The sequence below is a fragment of the Streptomyces sp. DSM 40868 genome (genome assembly GCF_011820545.1).
In the GTDB taxonomy this organism is placed as follows: domain Bacteria; phylum Actinomycetota; class Actinomycetes; order Streptomycetales; family Streptomycetaceae; genus Streptomyces; species Streptomyces eurythermus.
Window position 1 is genome coordinate 8,697,957 of the sequence record NZ_CP050504.1, and the last position, 22,126, is coordinate 8,720,082.

Consider the following 22,126-nt stretch of genomic DNA (forward strand, 5'->3'; position numbering starts at 1 on the left):
GTTGCATGTCCGCGCGGCCCGCGGGCAGGCCAGGGGTCACGGATTCCATCGGTCGGAAGGCGAACCTCGGTGACTGGACGGGGAGTTCCGGCGGTTGAGCGGCGAACTCCGGCGAAGGGACGGTGAATTCCGGTAGCCGGGCGTGACCCTGGCCGAGACGCGCACGGTGGCCGCTGCCCGGCACTGCGCCGACGGCGCCTCAGCCGGTGTCGCGGACGGCGCGGGCGAGGGTGCGCAGTCCCTCGTCCGCCTCGTCGGCGGAGATGGTCAGGGGCGGCAGCAGCTTGACGACTTCGCTCCGGGTGCCCGACGTCTCCAGCAGGAGGCCCAGGTCGAAGGCCCGTCGACAGACCTCGGCCGCCCGCTCCGCCCGGGAGAACTCCAGGCCCCAGACCAGGCCCCGGCCGCGGCAGCGCGCTCCGCCGGCAGCGTTCTCGTCGCAGAGGGCCAGCAGGGCCTGCTCGACCCGCTCGCCGCGGGCACGGGTGTGCTTCTCCAACTGGTCGTCGGACCAGTACATGTGGAGGGCGGCGGTGGCGGTGACGAAGGCGGGGTTGTTGCCGCGGAAGGTGCCGTTGTGCTCGCCCGGCTCCCACACGTCCAGCTCGGGCCGGAACAGGGTGAGTGCCATGGGCAGGCCGTAGCCGCTGATCGACTTGGACACGGTGACGATGTCCGGGGTGATGCCCGCCTCCTCGAAGGAGAAGAAGGCGCCGGTACGGCCGCAGCCCATCTGGATGTCGTCGACGATGAGCAGCATGTCCTGCCGCTCGCACAGCTCCTTCAGCGCGCGCAGCCATTCGGGCCGGGCCACGTTGATGCCGCCCTCGCCCTGCACGGTCTCCACGATCACGGCGGCGGGCTTGTCCAGCCCCGAGCCCTGGTCCTCAAGGAGGCGTTCGAACCACAGGAAGTCCGGGACCGTGCCGTCGAAGTAGTTGTCGAACGGCATCGGCGTGCCGTGCACCAGCGGGATGCCGGCGCCGGCCCGTTTGAAGGCGTTGCCGGTGACCGCGAGCGAGCCCAGCGACATGCCGTGGAAGGCGTTGGTGAACGACACGACCGCCTCGCGTCCCTTCACCTTCCGCGCCAGCTTCAGCGCGGACTCCACCGCGTTGGTGCCCGTCGGCCCGGGGAACATCACCTTGTACGGCAGGTCCCGCGGGCGCAGCACCAGGCGCTGGAAGGTCTCCAGGAACGTGCGCTTGGCGGTGGTGGCCATGTCCAGGCCGTGGGTGACGCCGTCCCGTTCCAGGTAGTCGAGCAGCGCCCGTTTCAGTACCGGGTTGTTGTGGCCGTAGTTGAGGGAACCGGCGCCGGCGAAGAAGTCCAGGTACCGGTGGCCGTCCTCGTCCACGAGGTGGGTGCCGTGCGCCCGGTCGAAGACCGCCGGCCAGCCTCGGCAGTAGCTGCGTACCTCGGACTCCAGGCTCTCGAAGATGCTCAGGTCGGGCGGCATGATGGTCATGCGTGCTCCCGGGGGTCGTCAAACGGCTGTGGTCGACGCGGAAGGTGCGGGGGTGCGCTGCGCCCGGTTCGGGCGAGGCGAGGACGGGGGACGGCTGGTCTGCCAGCGCGCGGGCAGGGGACGACCGGTCTCTCAGCGCGCGCGGACAGGGGACGGCCGGCTTCTCAGTGCGCGCGGTCCGACTCGGTGGAGCGCGCGGAGACCGGCGCGGGCTCGGGACGACTCTCCTCGGGGCCGTCCGGCGCCGGCGGGCCCGGCCGGACGAAGCCGGGCCGCGCGGCCAGCAGACCGCAGACGAGTTCGGGCACCACCAGCAGGAGCAGCAGCCAGATCGACGCCTCCCAGCCGCCGGTGGCGCTGCGCAGCACACCGAAGGTGAGCGGACCGGAGGCGGCGAGGAGATACCCGCCGGACTGGGCCATGCCCGAAAGCCGCGCCGTGACCGCGGCGTTGGGGGAGCGGAGGCTGAGCAGCGTGAGGGCGATCGGGAACGCGCTGCCCGTGGCGACTCCGAAGACGGCGGTCCACACCCAGCCGGCCCGCGGAGCCAGGAGCAGGCCGACGAGCCCGACTGCCATCAGGGCGACGGCCCCGAGGACCAGCGGCCGCTGGTCGCGCATGCGGGCCGCGACCACCGGCACGACGAAACCGAGGGGGATGCCGATGACGATGATGACCGAGTTCATCATCCCCGCGGTGGCGGGCGTGAACCCGTGATCGTGCATCATCTCGGGCAGCCACGCCGTCAGCGTGTAGAACATCAGCGATGTCATGCCCATGAACACCATCACGGCCCACGCCAGCGGCGAGCGCAGCAGCGAGCCCTGGTCCGCCGCGGCCCCGGTCGCCGTGTCCGGGGATGTGCCCGTCGGGGTCCGCGGCCGCCCGGCCGAAGCGGACGGGGCGGTGTCGGCGGACGGGGCCGTCTCGGCGGCCGGCCGCCCGGGCCGGTGCGTGCGCGCGCGGAGCGCCAGCGAGCCCCACACCAGCGCCGCGACGAGCGCCGGCACCGCCCACGCGGCCAGCGCGGGCCGCCAGCCGCCCAGGTGGTCCAAGGGGACGGCCAGGCCCGCCCCGGCGGCGCCGCCGACCGACAGCAGCATCATCGACAGGCCGGTAAGCGGTCCCACACGGTCGGGGAACCCGCGCTTGATGACCGCCGGCACCAGTACGTTGCCCGTCGCCATCCCGGCCGCGGCCAGCACCGTGCCGGAGAACAGCGCGGTCTGGGCGGGCACCACGCGCAGCAGGAGCCCCGCCGTGATCACCACGAGCGCCGCGGTGATCGCAGCCTCGGTGCCGATCCGGCGGGCGAGCAGGGGGGCGAGGGCGGAGAAGAGGCCGAGGCACAGCTCCGGCAGCGTGGTGAGCACGCTGACCTCGACACCGGTGAGCCCGAACGTGTCCTGGAGCTCGCCCAGCAGCGGGGGGACGCCGGTGATGGCCGCCCGCAGGTTGAGGGTCAGCAGGACCAGGCCGGCGAGGGTCCAGATCGCTGCGGAACGAGTGGTACGGGGAGAGGAGGTCATGTCGCCTTCGTCCTGCGCGGCAGCGTGTCGAACATAGGGTGCGGACGGTGGGAGGCGCCCCGCCACGGCCCCGGCCCGGCCGGTGGGACCGGCAGGGCCGGTGGGACCGGCAGGGCCGGTGGGACCGGCAGGGCCGGTGGGACCGGCAGGGCCGGATCGGCGGAGGCCGTCCCGTGGGCGGGGGTCAGCCGGGGAACTCCCGGTTGCCGAGGTGCTGCGGACGCGGCCTGGCCGCCGCGAACGGTGCCTCCAGCGTGTTCTCCACGCTGTTGTAGACGATGAAGATGTTCGAGCGCGGGAACGGCGTGATGTTGCCGCTGGAAGCGTGCAGCAGGTTCGAGTCGAACATCACCGCGGTCCCGGCGGGGCCCGTCACCTGCTCGATGCCGTGCTGCTCGGCCATCCGGGACAGATGCTCCTGACCGGGGGAGCCGACGGGCAGGCGCTCCACGCGCAGCGACTCCTTGTGGTAGTCGGGCGGCGTCTCCCCGACCGTGGGAACGAACGTCCTGTGCGTGCCCGGCATGACCATGAGCGGGCCGTTGCACGGCAGGTTCTCGCTCAGCGCGATGGACACGCTGAACGCCCGCGGCCGGGGCATGCCGTCCTCCGAGTGCCAGGTCTCGAAGTCGGAGTGCCAGTCGAACGGAGCGCCGCCGAAGCCGGGCTTGTAGTTGACCCGGCTCTGGTGGATGTACACGTCCGAGCCGAGGACCTGCCGGGCGATGTCCGTGAGCCGGGGCGAGTGCAGCAGGCCGGCGAACAGGTCGCTGACCTTCTCGACCTCGAACACCGAGCGCACCCGGTCGGACCCCGGTTCCAGGATCACGCGTTCACTCGCGCGCAGCGCCGGATCGGAGCCGAGCCGACGCAACTCGGCGCGGAATGCCTCGACTTCCCGCGGCGACAGCAGGTTGTCGAGGACCAGGTAGCCGCTGGACGCGTAACGGGCCAGCTGCTCCTCGCCGAGCGGGCCCGGCGCGTCACCCCACACCACGGGATCGACCCGCGGCTGGGGCACGGCCTCGCCGGTGACCCGGGTCGGGTACAGGTCGGGACGCACAGTGGTGTTCATACAGCGCTCTCCTTCGGAGCCGTTCGTGCCGTGCGGGTGCCCGGTTCGGCGGCCGGGCTGCCGTCTCAAGCCGTATCCGCGCCCTCCGCTTCGGTGAGCAGCGGGTACGTGCCGTTCTCGTCGTGGTCCTCCCGGCCGGTCATGGGCGGGTTGAAGACGCAGATGTAGCGGGAGTCGGTCCTGGGGCGCAGGGTGTGCCGTTCGTGGCCGTCGAGGAGGTACATCGTCCCGGGGGTGAGCCAGTGCTTCTCCCCGGTCTCCTCGTTGGTCAGCTCCGACTCCCCTTCGACGCACAGCACCGCTTCGATGTGGTGGGCGTACCACATGAACGTCTCGGTGCCGGCGTAGACGGTGGTCTCGTGCAGGGAGAAGCCGGCCCGCTCCCGGGCGAGGACGATCCTCTTGCTCTCCCAGGTGCCGGACCTGGACTTGACGTGCCGGTCGGTTCCCTCGATGTCGCTGAATGAACGGACGATCACGACGGGTCATGCCCCCTTGAGTCATGGGTGGGCGAAGCGGTTTCGCTCGACGGCGCGGGCGACTGCCTTCGACGCTCGCCCGTATGCGTGCCGGGTGGGACGGGTGGGGCCGGCAGCACGGCGCGGGCCGCGAACTCGGCGGCCCGCAGGAGGGAAATACGGCCACGGGTGATCCTGGCCGGACCACTGGCCCCTGTCGCCGGCGCACTGCGGAATTCCGGCGTCCGCCTGGTCAGCCCATTAGACCAACAGGGGCGCCGGGTATCAACCATGGGTCCGCGAGCGGCCGATGCCGCACCCGGCCGCGTATTTCCGGCCAACTGGCCGGTCGAGCCGGGGAGTTGATCTTGGCGGGCCACTGTGTACCCCTGCCCGCCGACACCACGCCAGGGGAGGACACCTGCTTCACAAAACCTTCGTATCGCCACACACGCCCCCGCCGATTCCACCCCTGTGACGCCTCGGCGCCCCCCTGCGGAGGCAGGCGCAACGGGGGCGTCCGAGGCACGGCCGGTTCCGATCGGTGACGAGCCCGCGCCCCCTCCAGGGATGCCACGCTGACACCGCTACGACGAGAAGTTGTCCGGACGCAGCAGGCGGACGGCGTATCGGAGACCATCCGCGTGCACCGTGATGCGGACATACCGGCTGGGGGCCGATATGGAAGCTCAGCTCGACCACAGCGATCGATCGGGAGGCCTGGTGCTCGGCGGGCCAGTGCCTCACCTAGTCCCCGTAGACCAGCTTCAGCCGGCCGATTCCCCCCGCCTCGCGGGAGAGGACGAACAGCATGCGCGGAGGCTGGCCGAGAGCGAGACCGAATGGCCGCCGATCCTGGTCCACCGGACCACCATGCATGTGATCGACGGAATGCACAGACTCCGCGCGGCCAAGGAAAAAGGCTGGCACTCCATCAAGGCGGAGTTCTTCGACGGCACCGCCGAGGCGGCCTTCGTCGAAGCCGTACGGGCCAACATCCGGCACGGCCTCCCCCTGTCCCTGGACGACCGGCGGTCGGCGGCCGAACGCATCGTCGCCACCCGGCAGGACATGTCCGACCGGGCGATCGCCGAATGCACGGGACTGTCCACCAAGACGGTCGGCGGCATCCGCCGGCGGCTGAACGGCGGCTCCTCGCGCCAGGAGGTGCGGCTGGGCAGGGACGGCCGGCGCCGGCCGCTCAGTGCCGCCGACGGAAGACGGCGGGCGGCCGAGGCGCTGACGGCCCGCCCGCACGCCCCGCTGCGGCAGGTCGCGAAGGCGGCGGGGGTCTCCGTGGGCACCGCACACGACGTCAGGGAACGGATGCGGCGCGGCGAGGACCCCGTCGCGCCCAGGGACCGCGTGAACCGCCGGCAGCCCGGCGGTCACCAGGAGCCGGAGGCGGTGCCCGGGGGGCCCGCGGTCACCGCCGGGGAGCAGGAGCGGAAGTCGCGCAACATGAGGGCCCGGCTGCAGTCGTTACGGCGGGACCCCTCGCTCAGGTTCTCGGAATCGGGCCGAGAGCTGCTGCGGTGGCTCTTCCTGCAGTACCAGGCCAAGGCGAAATATCCGCACGTCGTCGAGAACATTCCGCCGCACCTGGCGGCGACCGTCGCCGAACTGGCCATCCAGTGCGCGGAAATGTGGCGAAGCCTCGCCGAGGAACTCGAAGACCGCGCGGGACGTGCGGACTAGCGGGCGCGACGGTGTTCAACCGATGACAATCCACACTTGAACAGGGTGTCTGCTCAAGGCGGCAGCGCGAAGCGGAGCCCCTCGTCGCCGGGTTGTTCAACCCCGGCGAGCGAGGGGCTCCGCTGGTTTTCCGCGGGTGGGGTCTGAAAACTGGTGTCCCGGACGCGTTCGGACACCGGCGGGCCCTTTTCCCTGGAGGACATGTGCTTTTCTCGTTCGCGCCGACGACGGCCACGCCACTCGCGGCTCACGAATTGCTGGTCTTTCTGCTCCAAGTGGCATTGCTGTTGTTGTCGGCGCTGTTCTTCGGCAGGATCGCCGCCCGCGCCGGCCTGCCCGCGGTCGTCGGCGAACTCCTCGTGGGAGTCGTCCTCGGCCCTTCCGTGCTCCAGCGCCTGGCGCCCGGCCTGTCGGGCTGGCTCTTTCCCGGCGGCCGGGAGCAGGCGCACCTGCTCGACGCCGTCGCCCAGCTCGGCGTGCTGCTGCTCGTCGGAGTCACGGGCATGCACCTGGATCTGGGGCTGGTCCGCCGGCGCGGCAGGACGGCCGTACTGGTCAGCGCCGGCGGCCTGGTCGTCCCGCTCGCCCTCGGTGTCGGCACGGCGTTCCTGATGCCCGCCGCACTGGTCCCGGACGGCACCGAACGGGGCGTCTTCGCACTGTTCCTCGGCGTCGCGATGTGTGTGAGCGCGATCCCGGTCATCGCCAAGACGCTGATGGAGATGCGGCTGCTCCACCGCACCGTCGGCCAGCTCACCCTGACCGCGGGAGTGATCGACGATGTCTTCGGCTGGTTCACGCTGTCCGTCGTCTCGTCGATCGCCGTCTCCGGCATCAGCGGCGCTCCGGTCGTGACGGCGCTCGCCTCGGTGGCGCTCGTGGCCGTCGTGGCACTGACCGCCGGACGGTGGGCGGTCCGGCACGCCTTCCGGCTGGCGGGCAGGAGCCAGGAACCGGGAGTGCCGGCCGCCACGGCGGCCGGGGTGATCCTCCTGGCGGCGGCCGCCACCCACGCGCTGCATCTGGAACCGGTTCTCGGCGCGTTCCTCGGCGGTGTCCTCATCGGACGGGAAGGCAAGGTCGAGCCGGCCCGGCTCGCCCCGCTCCGCACCATCGCCCTGTCCGTGCTGGCGCCCGTCTTCTTCGCCACCGCGGGACTTCGCATGGACCTCGGCGCGCTGGCCGATCCCGGCGTCGCCCTGGCCGGTCTCGGCGTGCTCGCGGTCGCCGTCCTCGGCAAGTTCCTCGGTGTCTGGGCCGGCGCGAGCCTGAGCGGCCTCGGCCGGTGGGAGGCGCTGGCCCTGGGGGCCGGCCTCAACGCGCGGGGCGTCATCGAGATCGTGGTGGGAATGGTGGGGCTGCGGCTCGGCATTCTCAGCGTGGCGGCGTACACCATCGTGGTGCTCGTCGCCGTGGTGACATCCCTCTTGGCCCCGCCGATCCTGCGCATGGCGATGTCGCGCGTCGAGCGAACGGCCGAGGAGGAAATCCGGGAGGCCGAGCAAAGGGAGTGGAGCACACTGTCCTGAACCGGTGCCTCGCGGGCCTGTTTGACACATCGGAATGCGGTCCGGCACATTCAAGACCCGGATACCGATGCGTCACGGATCGCGGAATCGCGTGGCCCGAGAAAAAGACGCGGGGCACAACTCCGAGAGTTGATTGCCTCTTGAGCGCGGCGCCCGGAACACTTCGGAAATGCGCCGCTCCGGGAAATCGCGCCCACCCCACTTCGGAAGGTATGGCGACCATGAACGACCGGATTCTCACTCTCATCCAGGACGTCATCGAGGAGGTCAACGAACGCAGGGACGAGAAGATCCCCGTCACGGAACTGTCCTCCCTCGCCCTCTACGGGGACAACGGAGTCTTCGACTCCATGCAGCTGGTCAACTTCCTGACGCAGGTGGAGGAGGCCGTCGAGGACGCGTACGGCGAGGAGATCTCGCTGACCTCCGAGAAGGCCGTCTCGCAGCGGGTGAGCCCGTTCGGCAGGGTCAGCCGGCTCGTCGAGTTCGTCGAGGCAGAGCTGGCCGAGGCCGGTGTCGCCGTCTCCCAGCCGGTGTGACCGGCACGGGCCGCCTGATGATCGCCCTAGTCACCGGAACCAGGACCGGCGTGGGAAAGGCCCTGGCCGAGCACTTCCTCGACCGCGGGGACACGGTGATCGGCTGCAGCCGCAGGCCGTCGGGCATCCGGCACCCCGCCTACCGCCATCACGAGATCGACCTGACCGACGCCGCACAGGCACGGTCCATGTTCCGCGCCGTCCGCCGCGAGTTCGGCCACCTGGACGCGCTGGTCAACAACGCCGGCACCTCGGTCATGAACCACTTCATGATGACGCCGGAGAAGACGGCCCGTGCCGTCTTCGACCTCAACTTCTTCGCGGTGCTCAACTGCTGCCGGGAGGCTGCCAAACTCCTGCAGAAGAGCCCCGAGGGGTCCGCGGCGATCCTCAACGTCTCGACGGTCGCCGTGCCGTGGGCGCTCGACGGCCAGCTCGTCTACTCGGCGAGCAAGAGCGCCGTGGAGCAGCTGACCCGTGTCATGAGCAAGGAACTCGCCGTGTTCGGCATACGGGTCAACGGCATCGGTCTGCCGCCGGTGCGCACCGTCCTCACCCGCACCCTCGCCCCGGAAACCCTCGACGCCGTCGTGGAGCGGCAGACGATCGGGCGGCTGTGCGAGATGGACGACATCGTCGGCCCCGTCGACTTCCTGACCACGGGCCGCTCCGCCTTCGTCACCGGAGAGACGCTGTATCTGGGAGGAGTCCAATGAGGGACACCCTGACCGACAGGATGGAGCGGTGGGGCGACCGCACCGCCGTCGTCCGCCACCCGTCGAGCCACACCTACGCCGAACTGGCCCGGGAGATCCGGCGGATCGAGACGCTGCTGGACGAGGCGGGAGTGAAGCCGCACGAAGCCGTCGTCCTGAAAGGAGACTTCTCCTTCTCCCAGATCGCCGCGCTCTTCGCGCTCTACCGCCGCAAGTCCGTGGTGGTGCCCGTCGTGACGTTCACCGAGACGACCCTGGAGGCCGTCCGCGGCGCCTGCCGCCCCCGGTACGTCGTGGACGCGGCGGAAGACGTCACCGTCGCACCGTTCGACTCGCCTCCGGGCGAGGCATCGGAACTCTACGGAGCGCTGATCGCGTCCGGCTCGGCCGGGCTCGTCCTCCTCTCCAGCGGATCGACGGGGGCGCCCAAGGCGGTCCTGCACGACTTCGACGCCCTGGTGGCGGAGAAGATCGGCACGGGCGAGCGCGTGGGCAGGAAGCCCCCGCACATCCTGCTGTTCCTGCTGGCCGACCACATCGGAGGCATCAACTCGCTGCTCGGCGTCGTACGCGGCGCGGCGACCGCCGTGGTGCCGGCCAAGCGCACACCCGAGGAGATCTGCCGGCTGGTCGAGCGGTACGGCATCCGCCTCCTGCCGACCAGCCCGACCTTCCTCAACCTCATCCTCATCGGCGACTTCCACGAGAAGTTCGACCTCTCCAGCCTGCGGCTGATCACCTACGGGACCGAGCCCATGCCGGAGGAACTGCTGAGGCGCGTCCACGCCGCCTTTCCGCGCGCCCGGCTGCTGCAGACGTTCGGGACCAGCGAGACCGGCATCTCCACCACCCAGAGCGAGTCGTCGTCCAGCACGTACTTCCGGATCTCGGACGAGGGCGTCGAGCACCGGGTCGTGGACGGAGAACTCCAACTGCGCACCAGGACCCAGTTCATGGGCTACCTCAACTACTCCGACGAGGCCGTCACCGCCGACGGCTGGTTCCGTACCGGGGACCTCGTGGAGGAGAACGCGGACGGCTACATCAAGGTCAAGGGCCGCGCCAAGGAGATCATCAACGTCGGAGGTGAGAAGGTCCTGCCGCTCGAACTCGAATCGATCCTCATGGGCAGCCCCCGCATCGCCTACTGCGCCGTCTACGGAAAGCCCAACTCCATCACGGGACAGGCCGTGCACGTCGACGTCAAACCCGACGGCGCGATGAGCAGGGCCGAAGTCCGCCGCCACGTCCGCGAGTTCCTGGACGGCAAGGTCGAACCGTTCAAGATGCCCGCCAAGGTGACCGTGATCGACGAGATACCCGTATCGGCCCGGTTCAAGAAGAAGAGGAGCCGGCCGTGACCGACGTCGTCGTCATAGGGGCGGGCAAGTTCGCCCGGGAAGTGGCCCGTTACGCCGAGGACTCCGGGTTCGGCGTCGCACGCTACCTCGCCGTCGAGGGGGAGGAGGTGCACGCGCCGGACGGAACCTGGACCAAGCTCGCCGCACACCCACCCGAGGAGGGCACGAAGGTCGTCCTCGCCGTGTCCGGCACGAAGCAGCGGCGCGAGATCGTCGAGGAGTACATCACCCCCCGCGGATGGCAGGCGGTCAACGTCGTCCACCCCTCGTCACGGGTCGACCCCGCGGCGATCGAGGGACAGGGCAACATCATCGGGCCGGACAACTACGTGGGTGTGCGCACCGTCCTCGGAAGCTACAACGTCGTCAACTACCGGTGTACGTTCGGGCACCACTCCCGGATCGGCTCGGGCAACTTCTTCGCCCCCAACTTCCACGCCGGCAACAGCGTGGAGATCGGGGACGGGAACTTCTTCGGCCTGGCCTGCACCGTCGCCCCCGAGGTCCGCATCGGCGACGCCTGCCGGTTCCAGGCGGGCCTCACGCTCTTCGAGAACGCCGCGAGCGGATTCTCCTACCTCTCCCCGAGCCGCATCAAAGCCATCAAGTCCACCGAGTCGTGAAGGAAGCACCCATGAACGGATCGACCGTCGCCATCATCGGGGCCGGCCCCGCCGGCTGCACCGCCGCCCTCACCCTGCACCGGCTCGGGCACACACCGGTCGTCTACGAACGTGACACCTTCCCCCGCTACCGGGTCGGCGAGTCCTTCCTCCCCGGTTCGCTGTCCATCTTCCACCGGCTCGGCCTGCAGGACAGGATCGACGCCGCCGGTTTCGTCAAGAAGCCCTCGGCGACGTTCCTGTGGGGACGGGACGAGGCCCCGTGGACCTTCTCCTTCACGACACCGCGGACCTCGCCGTGGGTCTTCGACCACGCCATCCAGGTGCAGCGCAAGGAGTTCGACCAGCTGCTCCTCGACGAGGTCAGGGACCGCGGCATCGACGTGCACGAGAACACACCGGTGTCCCACGTCGACATATCGGACCCCGGCAGGGTGTCGCTCACCGCCGGCCGGGGAGAGACCGCGAAGCGCCTGGAGTTCGACTTCGTGATAGACGCCGGCGGCTCCAACGGCCCACTGGCCCGGAAGCTCGACGTGCGGCGCTACGACGAGTTCTACAAGAGCTTCGCCATCTGGTCGTACTTCCGCCGCCCCGACCCCTTCGAGGGCGACCTCAAGGGGACGACGTACTCCATCACCTTCGAGGACGGCTGGGTGTGGATGATCCCGCTCAAGGACGACCTCTTCAGCGTCGGACTGGTCGTCGACCGCTCCAAGGCGGGCGAGGTGAAGCAGGCCGGCCCCGAACGCTTCTACCGGGACACCCTCGCCAAGGCCGACCGCGCCAAGGAGATCCTGGGGGACGCCGAGATGGTCGAGGAGGTACGGGTCGTCCACGACTGGTCGTACGACTCCGAGGTGTACTCCGGCGGACGCTACTTCCTCTCCGGCGACTCCGCCTGCTTCACCGACCCGCTGTTCTCCCAGGGCGTGCACCTGGCCACGCAGTCGGCCGTCTCGGCCGCCGCCGCGATCGACCGGATCGCCCGGTGCGAAGCGGAGAGCGACGAGGTCCACGCCTGGTACAACCGCGCCTACCGGGAAACCTACGAGCAGTACCACGAGTTCCTCGCCTCCTTCTACACGCTGGCCTCCTTCACCGAGCCGGAGTCCGAGTTCTGGTCGAAGCGGCGCATCAGCACATCCGACGACGGGCGCCTGAACCGCAAGCGCTGGTTCACCCGGCTGGCCGCCTCCAGCGAGGACGGCACCCTGTCGGTGGCCGACTTCCGCGACCGTGCGACCACGATGATGAGCATCGGTCGCCACCAACGCATGGAACTCAGCGACGAGTTCAGCGACGAGGAGCTCAACCCCGCCCGGGTGCGCTGGATCAGCCAGCTGACCAAGCGGCTCAACCGCATCAAGCGTCTGGAGTGGAACGGCGAAGAGGTGACCCTCAAGCCGTACTACAAGGTGGACCCCGAGACCTTCCGCCTGGAGCCCAAGCAGGTCCTCGCCAACGAGGACGGCCTCGACATGATCAAGTGGCCCCTGGAGGAGCGGCACCGGCAGATCTTCAGCCGTCTCCTCAAGGAGGAGGTCGGCTACAAGGAGCTGATCCGCGAACTGAGCGACGCCGACCAGCAGGAACTCAGCTCACAGATCGTCATCCGCCTGATGGAGGCCGGCCTGCTGACCGGCTACGACAAGAACGGCGAGCGGGTCGTCATCCAGGACCGCCTCCGCTTCGACGGCGTGGGAACCGAGTACGAGGTCTGACGCCGGACCCGGGACGCTCACCGCCGGACGCCGGAACGTTCGAAGCCGGAGCTGAGGCCGGTGCGTCGAAGCCGGTGTGTGTTGGGGCCGGTGCGTCGAAGCCGGTGTGTGCCGCCGCGGACCCGGCCGCCGGGTCCGCGGCGGCGCTCCGGGAACGATCCGGAACCGGCCCCTCACCTCGCCGAAAACCGTCCGCCACCACCGCCGGAAGAGGGAGCGAAGTGTCGGCCGTCGACGCCCTGCCCGCCGCCGGGGAGTGCCACCTCTGGTCGGTGCCCGTCCGGACACGCCCCGAGTGGGAAACCCTGCTGGCCCCCGACGAGGCGGCCCGCGCCGCGGCGATGCCCGGAGGCGGGCGGCGGGACCTGCTCGTCACCTCGCGGGCGGCGCAGCGCCTGGTCGCCCACCGGTACACCGGCAGGCCGGCCCGAGACCTGCGCATAGAACGCACCTGCCTCCGCTGCGGCGCCGGGCACGGCCGCCCCCGGGTCGTCCACGGCGGATACGACTACTCGGTCACCCACACCCGCCACCGGGTCCTCATCGCGGTCGTGGCCCAGGGCCTCGTGGGCATCGACCTCGACACCTCCCCGTACCCCGGTGTCCTGCGGCGTCTCATCGCCCGTACGGCGACACCCGGCGAACGCGCGGCCCTGTCCCGACTGCCCGCGCGGGAGGTGCCGGAGGCGTTCACGCGGCTCTGGTCGAGGAAGGAGGCCGTCGCCAAACTCACCGGACACGGCCTGGCCGCCCGGCTCAACCGGATCGAGGTGCGGGGTGATCTCGCCCGGGCCGAGGGGAGCCCCGCCGAGGACTGGCCCGCGTTCCCGATCCACCTGCGGGACGCCCGGGTGGAGGGCGGCCGGATCGCGGCCATCGCCAGCACGCGTCGGATCACCGCTCTCGAAGCCCGGTCGCTGTCCGCCCCGGCCACCAGCAGGAACACCCGATTCGCCTGATGCGAAGGGAAGAACGATGACAGGCTCACCGTCGGAGAAGACCGCCACCGACGTCCGCTATCGCACGCCCGTTCCGGAAGACGCCGTAGCCGTCTGGCGGATGGTGCTGGACGAGCCGATGCTCGACGACAACAGCTCGTACCACTACAGGCTCTGGTTCCGGGACTTCGCCGAGACGTCCGTGGTGGCCACCGTCGGCAACGACATCGTGGGCTTCCTGACCGGCTACCGCCGGCCCGACGCACCCGACACGTTCTTCATCTGGCAGGCGGCGGTCAAACCAGGCAACGGCATCTCGGGCCTCGGCATCGACCTCCTCGTGCACGCGATCGACCTCCAGCTGGCCACGGGGGCGAAGTACGTGGAGACGAGTGTCTCCCGGGAGAACAAGGCGATCGTGATGCTGCTGCACATGATCGCCACGACGTACGACGCCGACACCCACACCGAACTGCTGTTCCGGGCTGAGGACCTCCCGGGCGGCGACCACGACGAGGTCCTCCACCGCATCGGGCCCCTGAACCCGCGCACGGCCTGAAACCCGGGGAAGGGCGCGGGGGACCGCAGCCGGTGAGCCGAGTTCAGCTTGTCGATCTGCCGTCGTGGGGACAACCGTCTTGAACGGACGGGGGCTACGGGGGAATGGCGATGCTGTACGAAGGGCTTCATCTGGCGGCACTGGTCCTGACGGCGGGCGCGATCGGGTACCGGCTCGTCGTCGCCGTGAGGATCATGGTGACGCTGAGGGCAGAAGTGATGATCCGCGAGGATCTGTCCGTGGAGGAGTTGGCCTACCTCGCGGGCGGGCCGCGCCGGGCGGCGGCGACGGTGCTGTTCCGGATGGTGCGGCAGGGCCGTCTGGTCCTGGCGGAGGACGGCACGGTCACCGTCCCTGACGGGGTGTACGCGACCGGCGCGGCGGCCGGTGCCGAGGAGGCGCTCGTCGAGGCGGCGGGCATCTCCCGCACCGAGCGGGTGGGCAAGCTGGTCGCCCGGACCGCCACGAGCGGCGCGGTGCGGGCCGTCGGCGACCGCCTGCGGGCGGAGGGCCTGCTGATCCGGCCCACCCTGCGGCGCGCGCAGTATCGCGCCCGGCGCCTGCTGTGGTGGTCCGCGGCCCTCGCGCCCGTGCCGACGGTGTGGGAAGTCACCGCCGGGACCACCGACCGTTGGTGGGCCGGTGTGGTCCTGTCGGCCGGCGCGGCCCTCACGGCCCTGCTCGTCAAGCCGTCCCCGGCCTGGGTGCCGCACCGCGTCCGGTCGACGCTCGGCATCCTGCGCGGCGAACGCGAGCGTCCCCCCGCGTGGCGCCGGACAGGCGCCCTGGCCGCCCTCGCCGTCACCCCTGTCGGCGCGGTGGCCCTCGGCGGGCTGTCCGCCGCGCAGGAGCCGGAATTCAGGGAGCTGGTCACGCCCGAGACCTGGCGGGCCGGCGACCCGGCCTTCGGCGACGGCTCCGCCACCGGGTACGGCATGTTCGCGCACTGGGGTTCTTGCGGGTACGCCGGAGTGTGCGGCGGAGGCGACGGCGGCGGTGGTGGTGACGTCGGTGGAGGCGGAAGCGCGGGGGAGTGAGGACGAGCAGGCCGGGTCGTACGCCGGGAGCCGTCCCGTGCGCAAGGGGTGGTGGCGAGCGCCGCATCGCGTTCCGCGAGGACCCTGAGGCTTCGGGGCCTGTCGAGTGGTCAGGTCGTCAGGACGCGTACGACGGTGGCCACGAGCGCCGCGCCGACAAGGACGGCCGGCAGGGGCAGCCTGCACCGGCGGAGGAACGGGACGGCCGTCAGGGCCGCCAGGAGGGCGGGGTCCACCGTCCGCCACCTGTCACCGGCGACGCCGGTCGTGACGAGACCTGCCAGCAGAGCGGGGGCCATGAGAGCGATCACCGCCCGGGTACGAGGCGACAGTTCGCGCTCGCCGAGCGCCGCCGGGCCGGCGGCCTTGAGGGCGAAGCCGAGGACGGCGACGGCTGCGATGGCCGGCCAGGGGGTCACCGCACGGGCTCCGTTCCGGGTTGGTCGTCCGCCTGCCGCCGGCGCGGACCGCCCCGGTCCTCCTTCGGCAGGGGGCGCGCCAGGGCCACGAGGGAGGCGCAGGCGGCGCCGATCAGCGCCGGCCCGGCGGGGAGGAGGAAGGACAGTCCCGCGGCGATGACTCCGCCCAGCAGCGCGGTCGTCCAGTAGGGACGGTCGGCGCCCGGCGCGTCGAGGAGGAGGAACAGGAACATGGCGGGCGCCACCACGTCCAGGCCGAGAGCGTCCAGCAGACGGGGGCTGGGCGCCAGCACCACACCGAGCGCCGTGCCCGCGACCCACAGGACCCATTGGACGGCACTGGCCGCGAAGAGCACCCGCCGATCGAAGCGACCGCCCCCGAGGTGCGCGGCGGCCCACGAGCCGTCCACCACCGCCTGGGCCTCCACCGCCCGGCGCAACCGGCCTCCGCGGAGGGCACCGGAGGCCGCCACGCCCATGGGCAGAAAACGCGCGTTGACGAGGGCGGCGGCGACGACGGCCGACGCCACCCCGCCGCCCGCGCCGAGCGCCGAGACGAGGGCGAACTGCGCCGAAGCGGAGAAGACGGCCACCGAGCAGAGGACGGCGCCGGCCGCCGCCCACCCTTGCGACTGAGTGATCGCCCCGAAACTCACCGCCAGCAGGAACGAAGCCGTCCCGAGCGCGAACCCGACGCGCAGTCCCGCGCGCAGGCCTTGTCGGGGTAACGCGCCCTCGTGAGGGGCCAGTTCCTTGAACATGACCGACAACCTAACAGGCATAAGGACGTATGGCCATTAGATAGGGGTTCGTTAGGGTGGTGAAGGTGAACAGAGCCCAGGACACTACCGGGAGGGGACCCGCGGCGCGCCCCAACCATGCCGAGGTGGCCCTTGTCGGCGGTCATCCCGTCCTCGACTTCGCCAACACCGTCGCCTGGCGCACGGACCCCCGTCGCCGTGTCGCCCGTGTGGAGGGCGTCGGGGAGTGGATCCGCTGGGGCGGCCGGGTCGGGCTGTTCACCGCCGGGGAAGTCACGGCGCTGCCGCGCCCCGAGGGGGTCGGCGGGGACGAGCGGGATGATCCGTCCCGGGCCTCCTGCGATCTCGCCGGGCTGGAGACTTTCCGGAGCGCCCTGTGGGAGGTGCTGGACGCGTTGACCGACCGCAGTCCGCTGCCGGCCGGTCCCTGGGAGACTTTGCGCCGATCGATGGTGACAGCCCGTCAGAAAGCTGTGCTGCCGCCCGAGTTGCCGTTGTGCTGGCAGGTGCGGGTGACCGGGTTCGAGGACCTCGTCCATGCCCTGGCCCTGCAGGCCGACGAACTCCTCGCCGGTCCGCTCGTGCAGCGGATCCGGCGCTGCGAGGGCCCGGGATGCGGATGGTTCTTCCTGGACCGCAGCCGCAGCGGCACGCGCCGCTGGTGCAGCTCCGGTGACTGCGGCAACCGGGACCGCGCCCGCCGCCACTACCACCGTTCCCGCCCCTGAACCGCCCGCCCGCACCGTTCCGGCCGCGCCTCACGCCGGACGCGCTGTGACACGGCACCGCCCGGTCCCACGCGGGACCGGGCGGTGATTGGGTGTCAGGACGCCGTGCAGGCCCCGAGTGCCGGAGCGGCCGAGTTGCCGTTCTTCATGACCGTGAAGCCGAAACTGGTCGAGGCGCCCGCCGCGAGGCTGCCGTTGTAGGTGGTGGAGCGTACCGTCGCGACGTCGCCGTTCCACGTCGGGCTGCCGTTCCACAGCGCCGACACCTTCTGCCCGGAGGGGAAGGTGAGGGTCACGGACCAGCTGGTGATCGGCGCGGAGCCGGCCGTCACGGTGACCTGGCCGTTGTAGCCGTCGGTCCAGTCGGAGGTGCGGTCGTAGGCGACGGTGCACGCCGCACCGGGGTCGCCGCCGTCGTCACCCCCGCCCCCGTCGCCGCTCCCGGTACCGCCGAGCGTGGTCAGGACGGCGGTGTACGCGGGCTTGGCGGCGTAGTTGGAGTCGAAGAGCAGCGGGGTGCCGCTGGCACGCCAGGAGTACTTGTCGGTGATGCCCCAGACGGTGATGCCGGTGCAGCGGGTGACGGCCAGGCATGCCTTGACGACGTTGGCGTAGTTGTCGGCCTGTGCGGTGCCGGAGCCTTCGATGTCGAGTTCGGTGATCTGGACGTCGACGCCGAGGTCGGCGAAGCGCTGGAGGTTGGCCTGGTAGTCGGAGGGGACCGGGGAGGCGCTGTTGAAGTGGGACTGGAAGCCGACGCAGTCGATCGGTACGCCGCGGGACTTGAAGTCCTTGACCATGGTGTAGACGGCGTTGCTCTTGGCGTTGATGCCGTCGGTGTTGTAGTCGTTGTAGCAGAGCTTGGCGTCGGGGTCGACGGCACGGGCGGTGCGGAAGGCCTCCTCGATGAAGCCGTTGCCGAGCTTGTCCTGGAAGGGTGAGCTGCGCCGGGCGCCGCTGGTGCCGTCCTGGAAGGCCTCGTTGACCACGTCCCAGGCGTAGATCTTGCCCTTGTAGTGCTGCATGACCTGGGTGATGTGGTTGTTCATGGCCGTGCGCAGATCGGAGGCGCCCAGGCCGGAGACCCAGGAGGGCAGCTGGGAGTGCCACACCAGGGTGTGCCCGCGCAGCTTCATGCCCTTGCTCTGCGCGTGGCCGGCGATCTGGTCGGCGGCGGAGAAGGTGAAGGTGTTCCGGGTGGGCTCGGTGGCGTCCCACTTCATCTCGTTCTCCGGCGTGACCGCGGTGAACTCGCGGTCCAGGGTGCCGGTGTAGGCGGATTCGCCGAGGTGGTTCGCCGCGACGGCGGTGCCGAAGTAGCGGCCCTTGGCGGCCGCGGCGGAGCCGAGCGTGTCGTCCGCGGCGGTGGCGGTGTGCGACAGGGCCGTGACCATCGTCGCGGCGAGCAGCGCGGTGGTGACCGCCCCGCCCGCCCGCCTGGGCAGTGATCTAGGCATGAGCATGCCATCTCCTCAATCGAAACTTTCGTACATACTGTCGAATGTGACGGGCAGATTACGAACCGAAGCGGCGTCGGTCAACGGGTCCGGAGGGTTCGAATGTTTCGATGCGCCCCGCGCCGCCGTACGTTCAGTCGAGGGACTCGACAGCCGGGCGAGGGCCGCCTGTTGGGGCACTGGAATCGCCGGGCCGAGGAGCAAGGGGGCAGCATGGTGGTCGCCATGGTCGACGCCGTCAGGCTCGCGAAAGCGAACCGACGACGGTACGAGCACCTGGTCGAGTGCCAGGAGGCACTCGGTCAGCGGGCCGCCGCCGAGAACGCCGCCGAGCAGAGGGCACGGCAGGCGCTCTACGACGAGGCCCTCGTCCCCTTCCGTGATGTCCTCCAGCGCCTAGAACGCGTCGATCCGGTCGAGTTGGCCGAGGTCGAACTGCCCGCCGGGGGCGGCGAGGTGGGCGTCGAGTTCCGCCGGCTGCGCGAGGGCGCCGTGACGGCCGCCGTCGGCGCGCTGGCAGGCGGCGCGCTCGCCGGTTCCGGCGCCGGAGCAGGCACCTTTCTCGCGGTCGGAGCCTTCGCCACCGCGTCCACCGGTACGGCGATTTCGGGGCTCTCCGGGGCGGCGGCCATCAGCGCCACGCTCGCATGGCTGGGCGGCGGATCCCTCGCCGCGGGCGGTGGCGGGATGGCGGCCGGGACAACGGTGCTGTCCGCGATCGTCGCGGCTCCGGTCGTCCTCTCGCTGGCTGCCGTCGTGGAGTGGCAGAGCCGCAGAGCCAGACGCGGCCAACGCGAGATGGCACAGGACCTGGAGCGGGCCGAGGCGGAGATGAGGGAGGCGGAGGAGGCGGCCTCCGCCCTGTACGAGCGCAGCAAGGAGACACGGCGCGTCCTGCGGGACCTTCGGTTCGTCCTGGTGAAGCGGCTGCCGTACTTTCACCGCGCTGGTCGAGGAGTGCGACGACCACGCCCGGTACGACTCCCGTCGGCGCGCCGAGGTGGCGGCGATGGTGGATCTCGCCGGCCTCGCCGTCATGGTCATGAGCTGCCCGATCACCGACGCGGAAGGACGGATGACCGAGGAATCGGGCCGGGTCCTCGCCGACGCCCGGACCCGGCTGCGGGCCATGGACACCGAGCCGTGAGTTCCGTACCCGCGGCTTTCGGCGCTCGGTGATCCCCCAAGGCACCGACCACGCCGCCGGGGCCGTCGCCGACGCGGCCACCCGCCGGCTGGCGGCGGCGACCGTCGAGACGCTGCGGACACAGGAGACCGTACGGAAGCCGACGCGGCGCTACGCCGACGTGCTGTGGTCACCAAGCGCTGATGACCGGCGCGCCGGTTCCGTGCCGCCTCCACGCCTCGTTGAGGCGCACGAGCCCGTTCGCGGCGGCGATGCCACGCAGGGACGCGACCTTGCCGTCGGCGACTTCGAACACCACGACGCCCGCCACCCGGCCGTCGACGACTCCGAGGACGGCGGGGGAGCCGTTGACCTGCGCGATGTGCATCGCGACGGAGCCGCCGGCCAGCCGTCGCTTCGCCGGAGTGGGCTTGAAACCGGCCCGCACATAGGAGGCGATGCGCTCGGGCGTGGTGTACCGCAGCAGCCGTCTGGCCAGTCCGGCACCGTCCGAGACCATGGTCGCGTCGGCGGTGAGCAACTCCACCAGCCGGTCCGTACGCCCCGACACGGCGGCGGCGAGGAACTCCTCCACGATCCGGCGCGCGGACACGGGGTTCACCTCGCCGCCGCGGCGACCGGCGGCGAGGTGCCGCCGGGCCCGGTGGACATGCTGCTGGCTGGCGGACTCCGTGATGTCGAGGATCCCGGCGATCTCGGCGTGGGAGTACGAGAAGGCCTCGCGCAGGACGTAAGCGGCCCGCTCGACCGGCGAGAGGCGCTCCATGAGGGTCAGTACGGCCAAGGACACCGATTCGCGCTGCTCGAAGGTGTCGGCCGGGCCGAGCATCGGATCACCCTGGAGGAGCGGCTCGGGCAGCCGGTCGCCGACGGCGCGCTCGTGACGCGCCTGTGCGGAGCGGAGCCGGTCGAGGCAGAGATTGGTGACGACCTTGGTGAGCCACGCCTCCGGTACCTCGATGCGCTCCCGGTCCGCGGCCTGCCAGCGCAGGAACGCGTCCTGTACGGCGTCCTCGGCGTCGGCGGCCGAGCCGAGCAGACGGTACGCGAGCGAGGCCAGCCGGTCCCGGCCGGCCTCGAAGCGATCGAGAGCTGCGCTGTCCATGGGCAGGAGCCTATGCGGCGACCTTCACACCGGCCCGAGCCGGTGCCGTGGCCAGGCGGCGCCGGCGCTTCGGCAGACCGAAGGTCGGGTGGGCGATGCTCCAGCCCGCCCCCCTGAGGATGCCCGACTTGAACCACGCGGCGCTCCGGCCGCCCAGGTACCAGGACGCCGACCGGGCGTCCCCGTCCACCGCCTGGAAGATCGCGTCCCGCCGCCCGAGGCTGATGTGGTTGCCGTGGTACTTCAGCGCGGTGGTCGGGACCTCGACGCCCGTCAGGCGCGCGATGATCGCGGCGGTGGCCTGCATGGTGGTGTAGCCGGCCGAGGCGCACGACATCGGCAGCGGCCGGCCGTTGTCACCGATCGTGTGGACGCAGTCTCCGGCGGCGTAGACGTCCGGGTGCGAGACCGACCGCATGGTGCGGTCGACAACGATCTGCCCGGTCCCGGCGACCTCCAGACCACTGGCGCCCGCGAGGGGGTGTACGGCGAATCCGGCCGACCACACGGTGACGTCGGCCGGAAGGGACGTACCGTCGGCGGTGATCGCCCGGCCCGGCTCGACGGCTTCGATGCCGGTGTGCTCATGGACGGTGACACCGAGCCGGTCGAAGGCCCGGCGCAGGTGACGGCGGGCCTTCGGGGAGAGCCAGGCACCCGGCTCCCCGCGGGCGGCGAGCGCGACCGAGAGGTCGGGCCGGGACTCGGCGAACTCGGTGGCGGCCTCGATACCGGTCAGCCCCTCGCCGACGACCAGCACGGTACCGCCCGCGCCCAGCCCGGCCAGGCGCTCGCGCAGACGCAGCGCCGAGGACAGCCCGGTCACATCGAAGGCGTACTCGGCCACGCCGGGCACGCCGTGGTGCGCCACGGAACTGCCCAGCGCGTAAAGAAGCGTGTCGTAGGCGAGTTCACCGGCCGCGCCGTCGGCGCCGGTGACGGCTACCGTCCTGCGCTCGGGGTCGACGCCGGTGACGCGCGCCAGGCGCAGCCGCACCCCGGTACCCGCGAACACGTCGGCGAGCTTCCGGAACGCCAGGTCCCGGCCGGCGGCGAGCTGATGGAGCCGCATCCGCTCGACGAAGTCGGGCACGGCGTTGACGACGGTGATCTCGGCGTCGGCGGGGGAAAGCCGGCGGGCCAGGTTCCCGGCGGCGTAGGCCCCGGCGTATCCGGCGCCGAGTACGACGATGCGGTGCTTCACGGCAATGCTCCTGTCTCGTTCGCGTGCCCCTTGAACGAGACGGCGCCGCGA

21 protein-coding genes are annotated in these 22,126 nt (G+C 71.1%); 12 read left to right on the forward strand and 9 right to left on the reverse strand.

Annotation, left to right across the window (positions count from 1 at the left end; genetic code table 11):
• Nucleotides 1-199 precede the first annotated feature (199 nt).
• The 4 genes from ectB to HB370_RS39200 form a co-directional block, all read right to left on the reverse strand.
• A complete protein-coding gene (ectB, locus tag HB370_RS39185) occupies nucleotides 200-1,468 on the reverse strand; it encodes a diaminobutyrate--2-oxoglutarate transaminase (protein ID WP_167513089.1) in 1,269 nt (422 codons plus the stop codon).
• A 164-nt stretch (nucleotides 1,469-1,632) separates the two neighbouring features.
• On the reverse strand, nucleotides 1,633-2,997 hold the full coding sequence (locus tag HB370_RS39190; protein ID WP_037703343.1) for an MFS transporter: 1,365 nt from the start codon (nucleotides 2,995-2,997) through the stop codon (nucleotides 1,633-1,635).
• 184 nt (nucleotides 2,998-3,181) lie between these two features.
• A complete protein-coding gene (thpD, locus tag HB370_RS39195) occupies nucleotides 3,182-4,072 on the reverse strand; it encodes an ectoine hydroxylase (protein WP_030794260.1) in 891 nt (296 codons plus the stop codon).
• Between the two features lie 65 nt (nucleotides 4,073-4,137).
• A complete protein-coding gene (locus HB370_RS39200; RefSeq protein ID WP_030794257.1) occupies nucleotides 4,138-4,551 on the reverse strand; it encodes an ectoine synthase in 414 nt (137 codons plus the stop codon).
• A gap of 660 nt (nucleotides 4,552-5,211) precedes the next feature.
• Here HB370_RS39200 and HB370_RS39205 point away from each other — a divergent pair.
• The 10 genes from HB370_RS39205 to HB370_RS39250 all read left to right on the forward strand — a co-directional run bounded on the left by HB370_RS39205 (nucleotide 5,212) and on the right by HB370_RS39250 (nucleotide 15,254).
• Nucleotides 5,212-6,228 carry a ParB N-terminal domain-containing protein gene (locus HB370_RS39205; RefSeq protein WP_078637841.1) on the forward strand — a complete coding sequence of 339 codons (1,017 nt, stop codon included), beginning with the start codon at nucleotides 5,212-5,214 and terminating at the stop codon, nucleotides 6,226-6,228.
• Between the two features lie 275 nt (nucleotides 6,229-6,503).
• Nucleotides 6,504-7,757: a cation:proton antiporter gene (locus tag HB370_RS39210; RefSeq protein WP_244405863.1), complete on the forward strand. Its 1,254-nt coding sequence runs from the start codon at nucleotides 6,504-6,506 to the stop codon at nucleotides 7,755-7,757.
• A 221-nt stretch (nucleotides 7,758-7,978) separates the two neighbouring features.
• Nucleotides 7,979-8,296: a hypothetical protein gene (locus tag HB370_RS39215; protein ID WP_030794245.1), complete on the forward strand. Its 318-nt coding sequence runs from the start codon at nucleotides 7,979-7,981 to the stop codon at nucleotides 8,294-8,296.
• A gap of 17 nt (nucleotides 8,297-8,313) precedes the next feature.
• Nucleotides 8,314-9,012 (forward strand): SDR family oxidoreductase, encoded by a 699-nt coding sequence (locus HB370_RS39220; RefSeq protein ID WP_030794242.1) that lies wholly within the window; start codon nucleotides 8,314-8,316, stop codon nucleotides 9,010-9,012.
• On the forward strand, nucleotides 9,009-10,373 hold the full coding sequence (locus HB370_RS39225; RefSeq protein WP_030794239.1) for a fatty acid--CoA ligase family protein: 1,365 nt from the start codon (nucleotides 9,009-9,011) through the stop codon (nucleotides 10,371-10,373). The genes HB370_RS39220 and HB370_RS39225 overlap by 4 nt, the downstream gene beginning before the upstream one ends.
• Nucleotides 10,370-10,996, forward strand: a complete 627-nt coding sequence (locus HB370_RS39230; protein ID WP_030794237.1) for a hypothetical protein — start codon at nucleotides 10,370-10,372, stop codon at nucleotides 10,994-10,996. Before HB370_RS39225 ends, HB370_RS39230 begins: the two co-directional genes overlap by 4 nt.
• Nucleotides 10,997-11,007: 11 nt before the next feature.
• Nucleotides 11,008-12,720 carry a chloramphenicol-biosynthetic FADH2-dependent halogenase CmlS gene (gene cmlS / locus HB370_RS39235; RefSeq protein WP_030794235.1) on the forward strand — a complete coding sequence of 571 codons (1,713 nt, stop codon included), beginning with the start codon at nucleotides 11,008-11,010 and terminating at the stop codon, nucleotides 12,718-12,720.
• Between the two features lie 221 nt (nucleotides 12,721-12,941).
• Nucleotides 12,942-13,679 carry a 4'-phosphopantetheinyl transferase superfamily protein gene (locus HB370_RS39240; RefSeq protein ID WP_051816258.1) on the forward strand — a complete coding sequence of 246 codons (738 nt, stop codon included), beginning with the start codon at nucleotides 12,942-12,944 and terminating at the stop codon, nucleotides 13,677-13,679.
• 16 nt (nucleotides 13,680-13,695) lie between these two features.
• Nucleotides 13,696-14,217, forward strand: coding sequence for a GNAT family N-acetyltransferase (locus HB370_RS39245; RefSeq protein ID WP_030794230.1), 522 nt, complete (start codon nucleotides 13,696-13,698; stop codon nucleotides 14,215-14,217).
• Nucleotides 14,218-14,327: 110 nt separating this feature from the next.
• Nucleotides 14,328-15,254: a TIGR04222 domain-containing membrane protein gene (locus HB370_RS39250; protein WP_030794228.1), complete on the forward strand. Its 927-nt coding sequence runs from the start codon at nucleotides 14,328-14,330 to the stop codon at nucleotides 15,252-15,254.
• 110 nt (nucleotides 15,255-15,364) lie between these two features.
• Here HB370_RS39250 and HB370_RS39255 read toward each other — a convergent pair whose 3' ends face one another.
• Both HB370_RS39255 and HB370_RS39260 read right to left on the reverse strand, forming a co-directional pair.
• A complete protein-coding gene (locus tag HB370_RS39255; protein WP_030794226.1) occupies nucleotides 15,365-15,673 on the reverse strand; it encodes an AzlD domain-containing protein in 309 nt (102 codons plus the stop codon).
• Nucleotides 15,670-16,434 (reverse strand): AzlC family ABC transporter permease, encoded by a 765-nt coding sequence (locus tag HB370_RS39260; protein WP_078637842.1) that lies wholly within the window; start codon nucleotides 16,432-16,434, stop codon nucleotides 15,670-15,672. Before HB370_RS39260 ends, HB370_RS39255 begins: the two co-directional genes overlap by 4 nt.
• Before the next feature lie 125 nt (nucleotides 16,435-16,559).
• On the opposite strand from HB370_RS39260, the gene HB370_RS42285 reads away from it, so the two are divergent.
• Nucleotides 16,560-17,162 (forward strand): CGNR zinc finger domain-containing protein, encoded by a 603-nt coding sequence (locus HB370_RS42285; protein ID WP_030794220.1) that lies wholly within the window; start codon nucleotides 16,560-16,562, stop codon nucleotides 17,160-17,162.
• Nucleotides 17,163-17,257: 95 nt separating this feature from the next.
• Here HB370_RS42285 and HB370_RS39270 read toward each other — a convergent pair whose 3' ends face one another.
• A complete protein-coding gene (locus HB370_RS39270) occupies nucleotides 17,258-18,619 on the reverse strand; it encodes an endo-1,4-beta-xylanase (RefSeq protein WP_167513090.1) in 1,362 nt (453 codons plus the stop codon).
• A gap of 213 nt (nucleotides 18,620-18,832) precedes the next feature.
• Between HB370_RS39270 and HB370_RS39275 the strand changes: the two genes are divergently transcribed.
• Nucleotides 18,833-19,798 (forward strand): hypothetical protein, encoded by a 966-nt coding sequence (locus tag HB370_RS39275; RefSeq protein ID WP_244405867.1) that lies wholly within the window; start codon nucleotides 18,833-18,835, stop codon nucleotides 19,796-19,798.
• Nucleotides 19,799-19,935: 137 nt separating this feature from the next.
• Here HB370_RS39275 and HB370_RS39280 read toward each other — a convergent pair whose 3' ends face one another.
• Together HB370_RS39280 and HB370_RS39285 are read right to left on the reverse strand one after the other, a co-directional pair.
• Nucleotides 19,936-20,871: a sigma-70 family RNA polymerase sigma factor gene (locus HB370_RS39280; RefSeq protein ID WP_030794214.1), complete on the reverse strand. Its 936-nt coding sequence runs from the start codon at nucleotides 20,869-20,871 to the stop codon at nucleotides 19,936-19,938.
• Nucleotides 20,872-20,881: 10 nt separating this feature from the next.
• On the reverse strand, nucleotides 20,882-22,075 hold the full coding sequence (locus HB370_RS39285) for an FAD-dependent oxidoreductase (RefSeq protein WP_030794212.1): 1,194 nt from the start codon (nucleotides 22,073-22,075) through the stop codon (nucleotides 20,882-20,884).
• Between the last annotated feature and the right edge of the window lie 51 nt (nucleotides 22,076-22,126).

What these genes read in the sequence shown, in the direction of transcription:
- HB370_RS39205 (WP_078637841.1), top strand. Translation starts at nt 5,212, where the DNA reads ATGGAAGCTCAGCTCGACCACAGCGATCGATCGGGAGGCCTGGTGCTC.
- HB370_RS39190 (WP_037703343.1), bottom strand. Translation starts at nt 2,997, where the DNA reads ATGACCTCCTCTCCCCGTACCACTCGTTCCGCAGCGATCTGGACCCTC.
- HB370_RS39250 (WP_030794228.1), top strand. Translation starts at nt 14,328, where the DNA reads ATGCTGTACGAAGGGCTTCATCTGGCGGCACTGGTCCTGACGGCGGGC.
- HB370_RS39225 (WP_030794239.1), top strand. Translation starts at nt 9,009, where the DNA reads ATGAGGGACACCCTGACCGACAGGATGGAGCGGTGGGGCGACCGCACC.
- HB370_RS39260 (WP_078637842.1), bottom strand. Translation starts at nt 16,434, where the DNA reads ATGTTCAAGGAACTGGCCCCTCACGAGGGCGCGTTACCCCGACAAGGC.
- thpD (WP_030794260.1), bottom strand. Translation starts at nt 4,072, where the DNA reads ATGAACACCACTGTGCGTCCCGACCTGTACCCGACCCGGGTCACCGGC.
- ectB (WP_167513089.1), bottom strand. Translation starts at nt 1,468, where the DNA reads ATGACCATCATGCCGCCCGACCTGAGCATCTTCGAGAGCCTGGAGTCC.
- HB370_RS39220 (WP_030794242.1), top strand. Translation starts at nt 8,314, where the DNA reads ATGATCGCCCTAGTCACCGGAACCAGGACCGGCGTGGGAAAGGCCCTG.
- HB370_RS39270 (WP_167513090.1), bottom strand. Translation starts at nt 18,619, where the DNA reads ATGCCTAGATCACTGCCCAGGCGGGCGGGCGGGGCGGTCACCACCGCG.
- HB370_RS39215 (WP_030794245.1), top strand. Translation starts at nt 7,979, where the DNA reads ATGAACGACCGGATTCTCACTCTCATCCAGGACGTCATCGAGGAGGTC.
- HB370_RS39245 (WP_030794230.1), top strand. Translation starts at nt 13,696, where the DNA reads ATGACAGGCTCACCGTCGGAGAAGACCGCCACCGACGTCCGCTATCGC.
- cmlS (WP_030794235.1), top strand. Translation starts at nt 11,008, where the DNA reads ATGAACGGATCGACCGTCGCCATCATCGGGGCCGGCCCCGCCGGCTGC.
- HB370_RS39275 (WP_244405867.1), top strand. Translation starts at nt 18,833, where the DNA reads ATGGTGGTCGCCATGGTCGACGCCGTCAGGCTCGCGAAAGCGAACCGA.
- HB370_RS39280 (WP_030794214.1), bottom strand. Translation starts at nt 20,871, where the DNA reads ATGGACAGCGCAGCTCTCGATCGCTTCGAGGCCGGCCGGGACCGGCTG.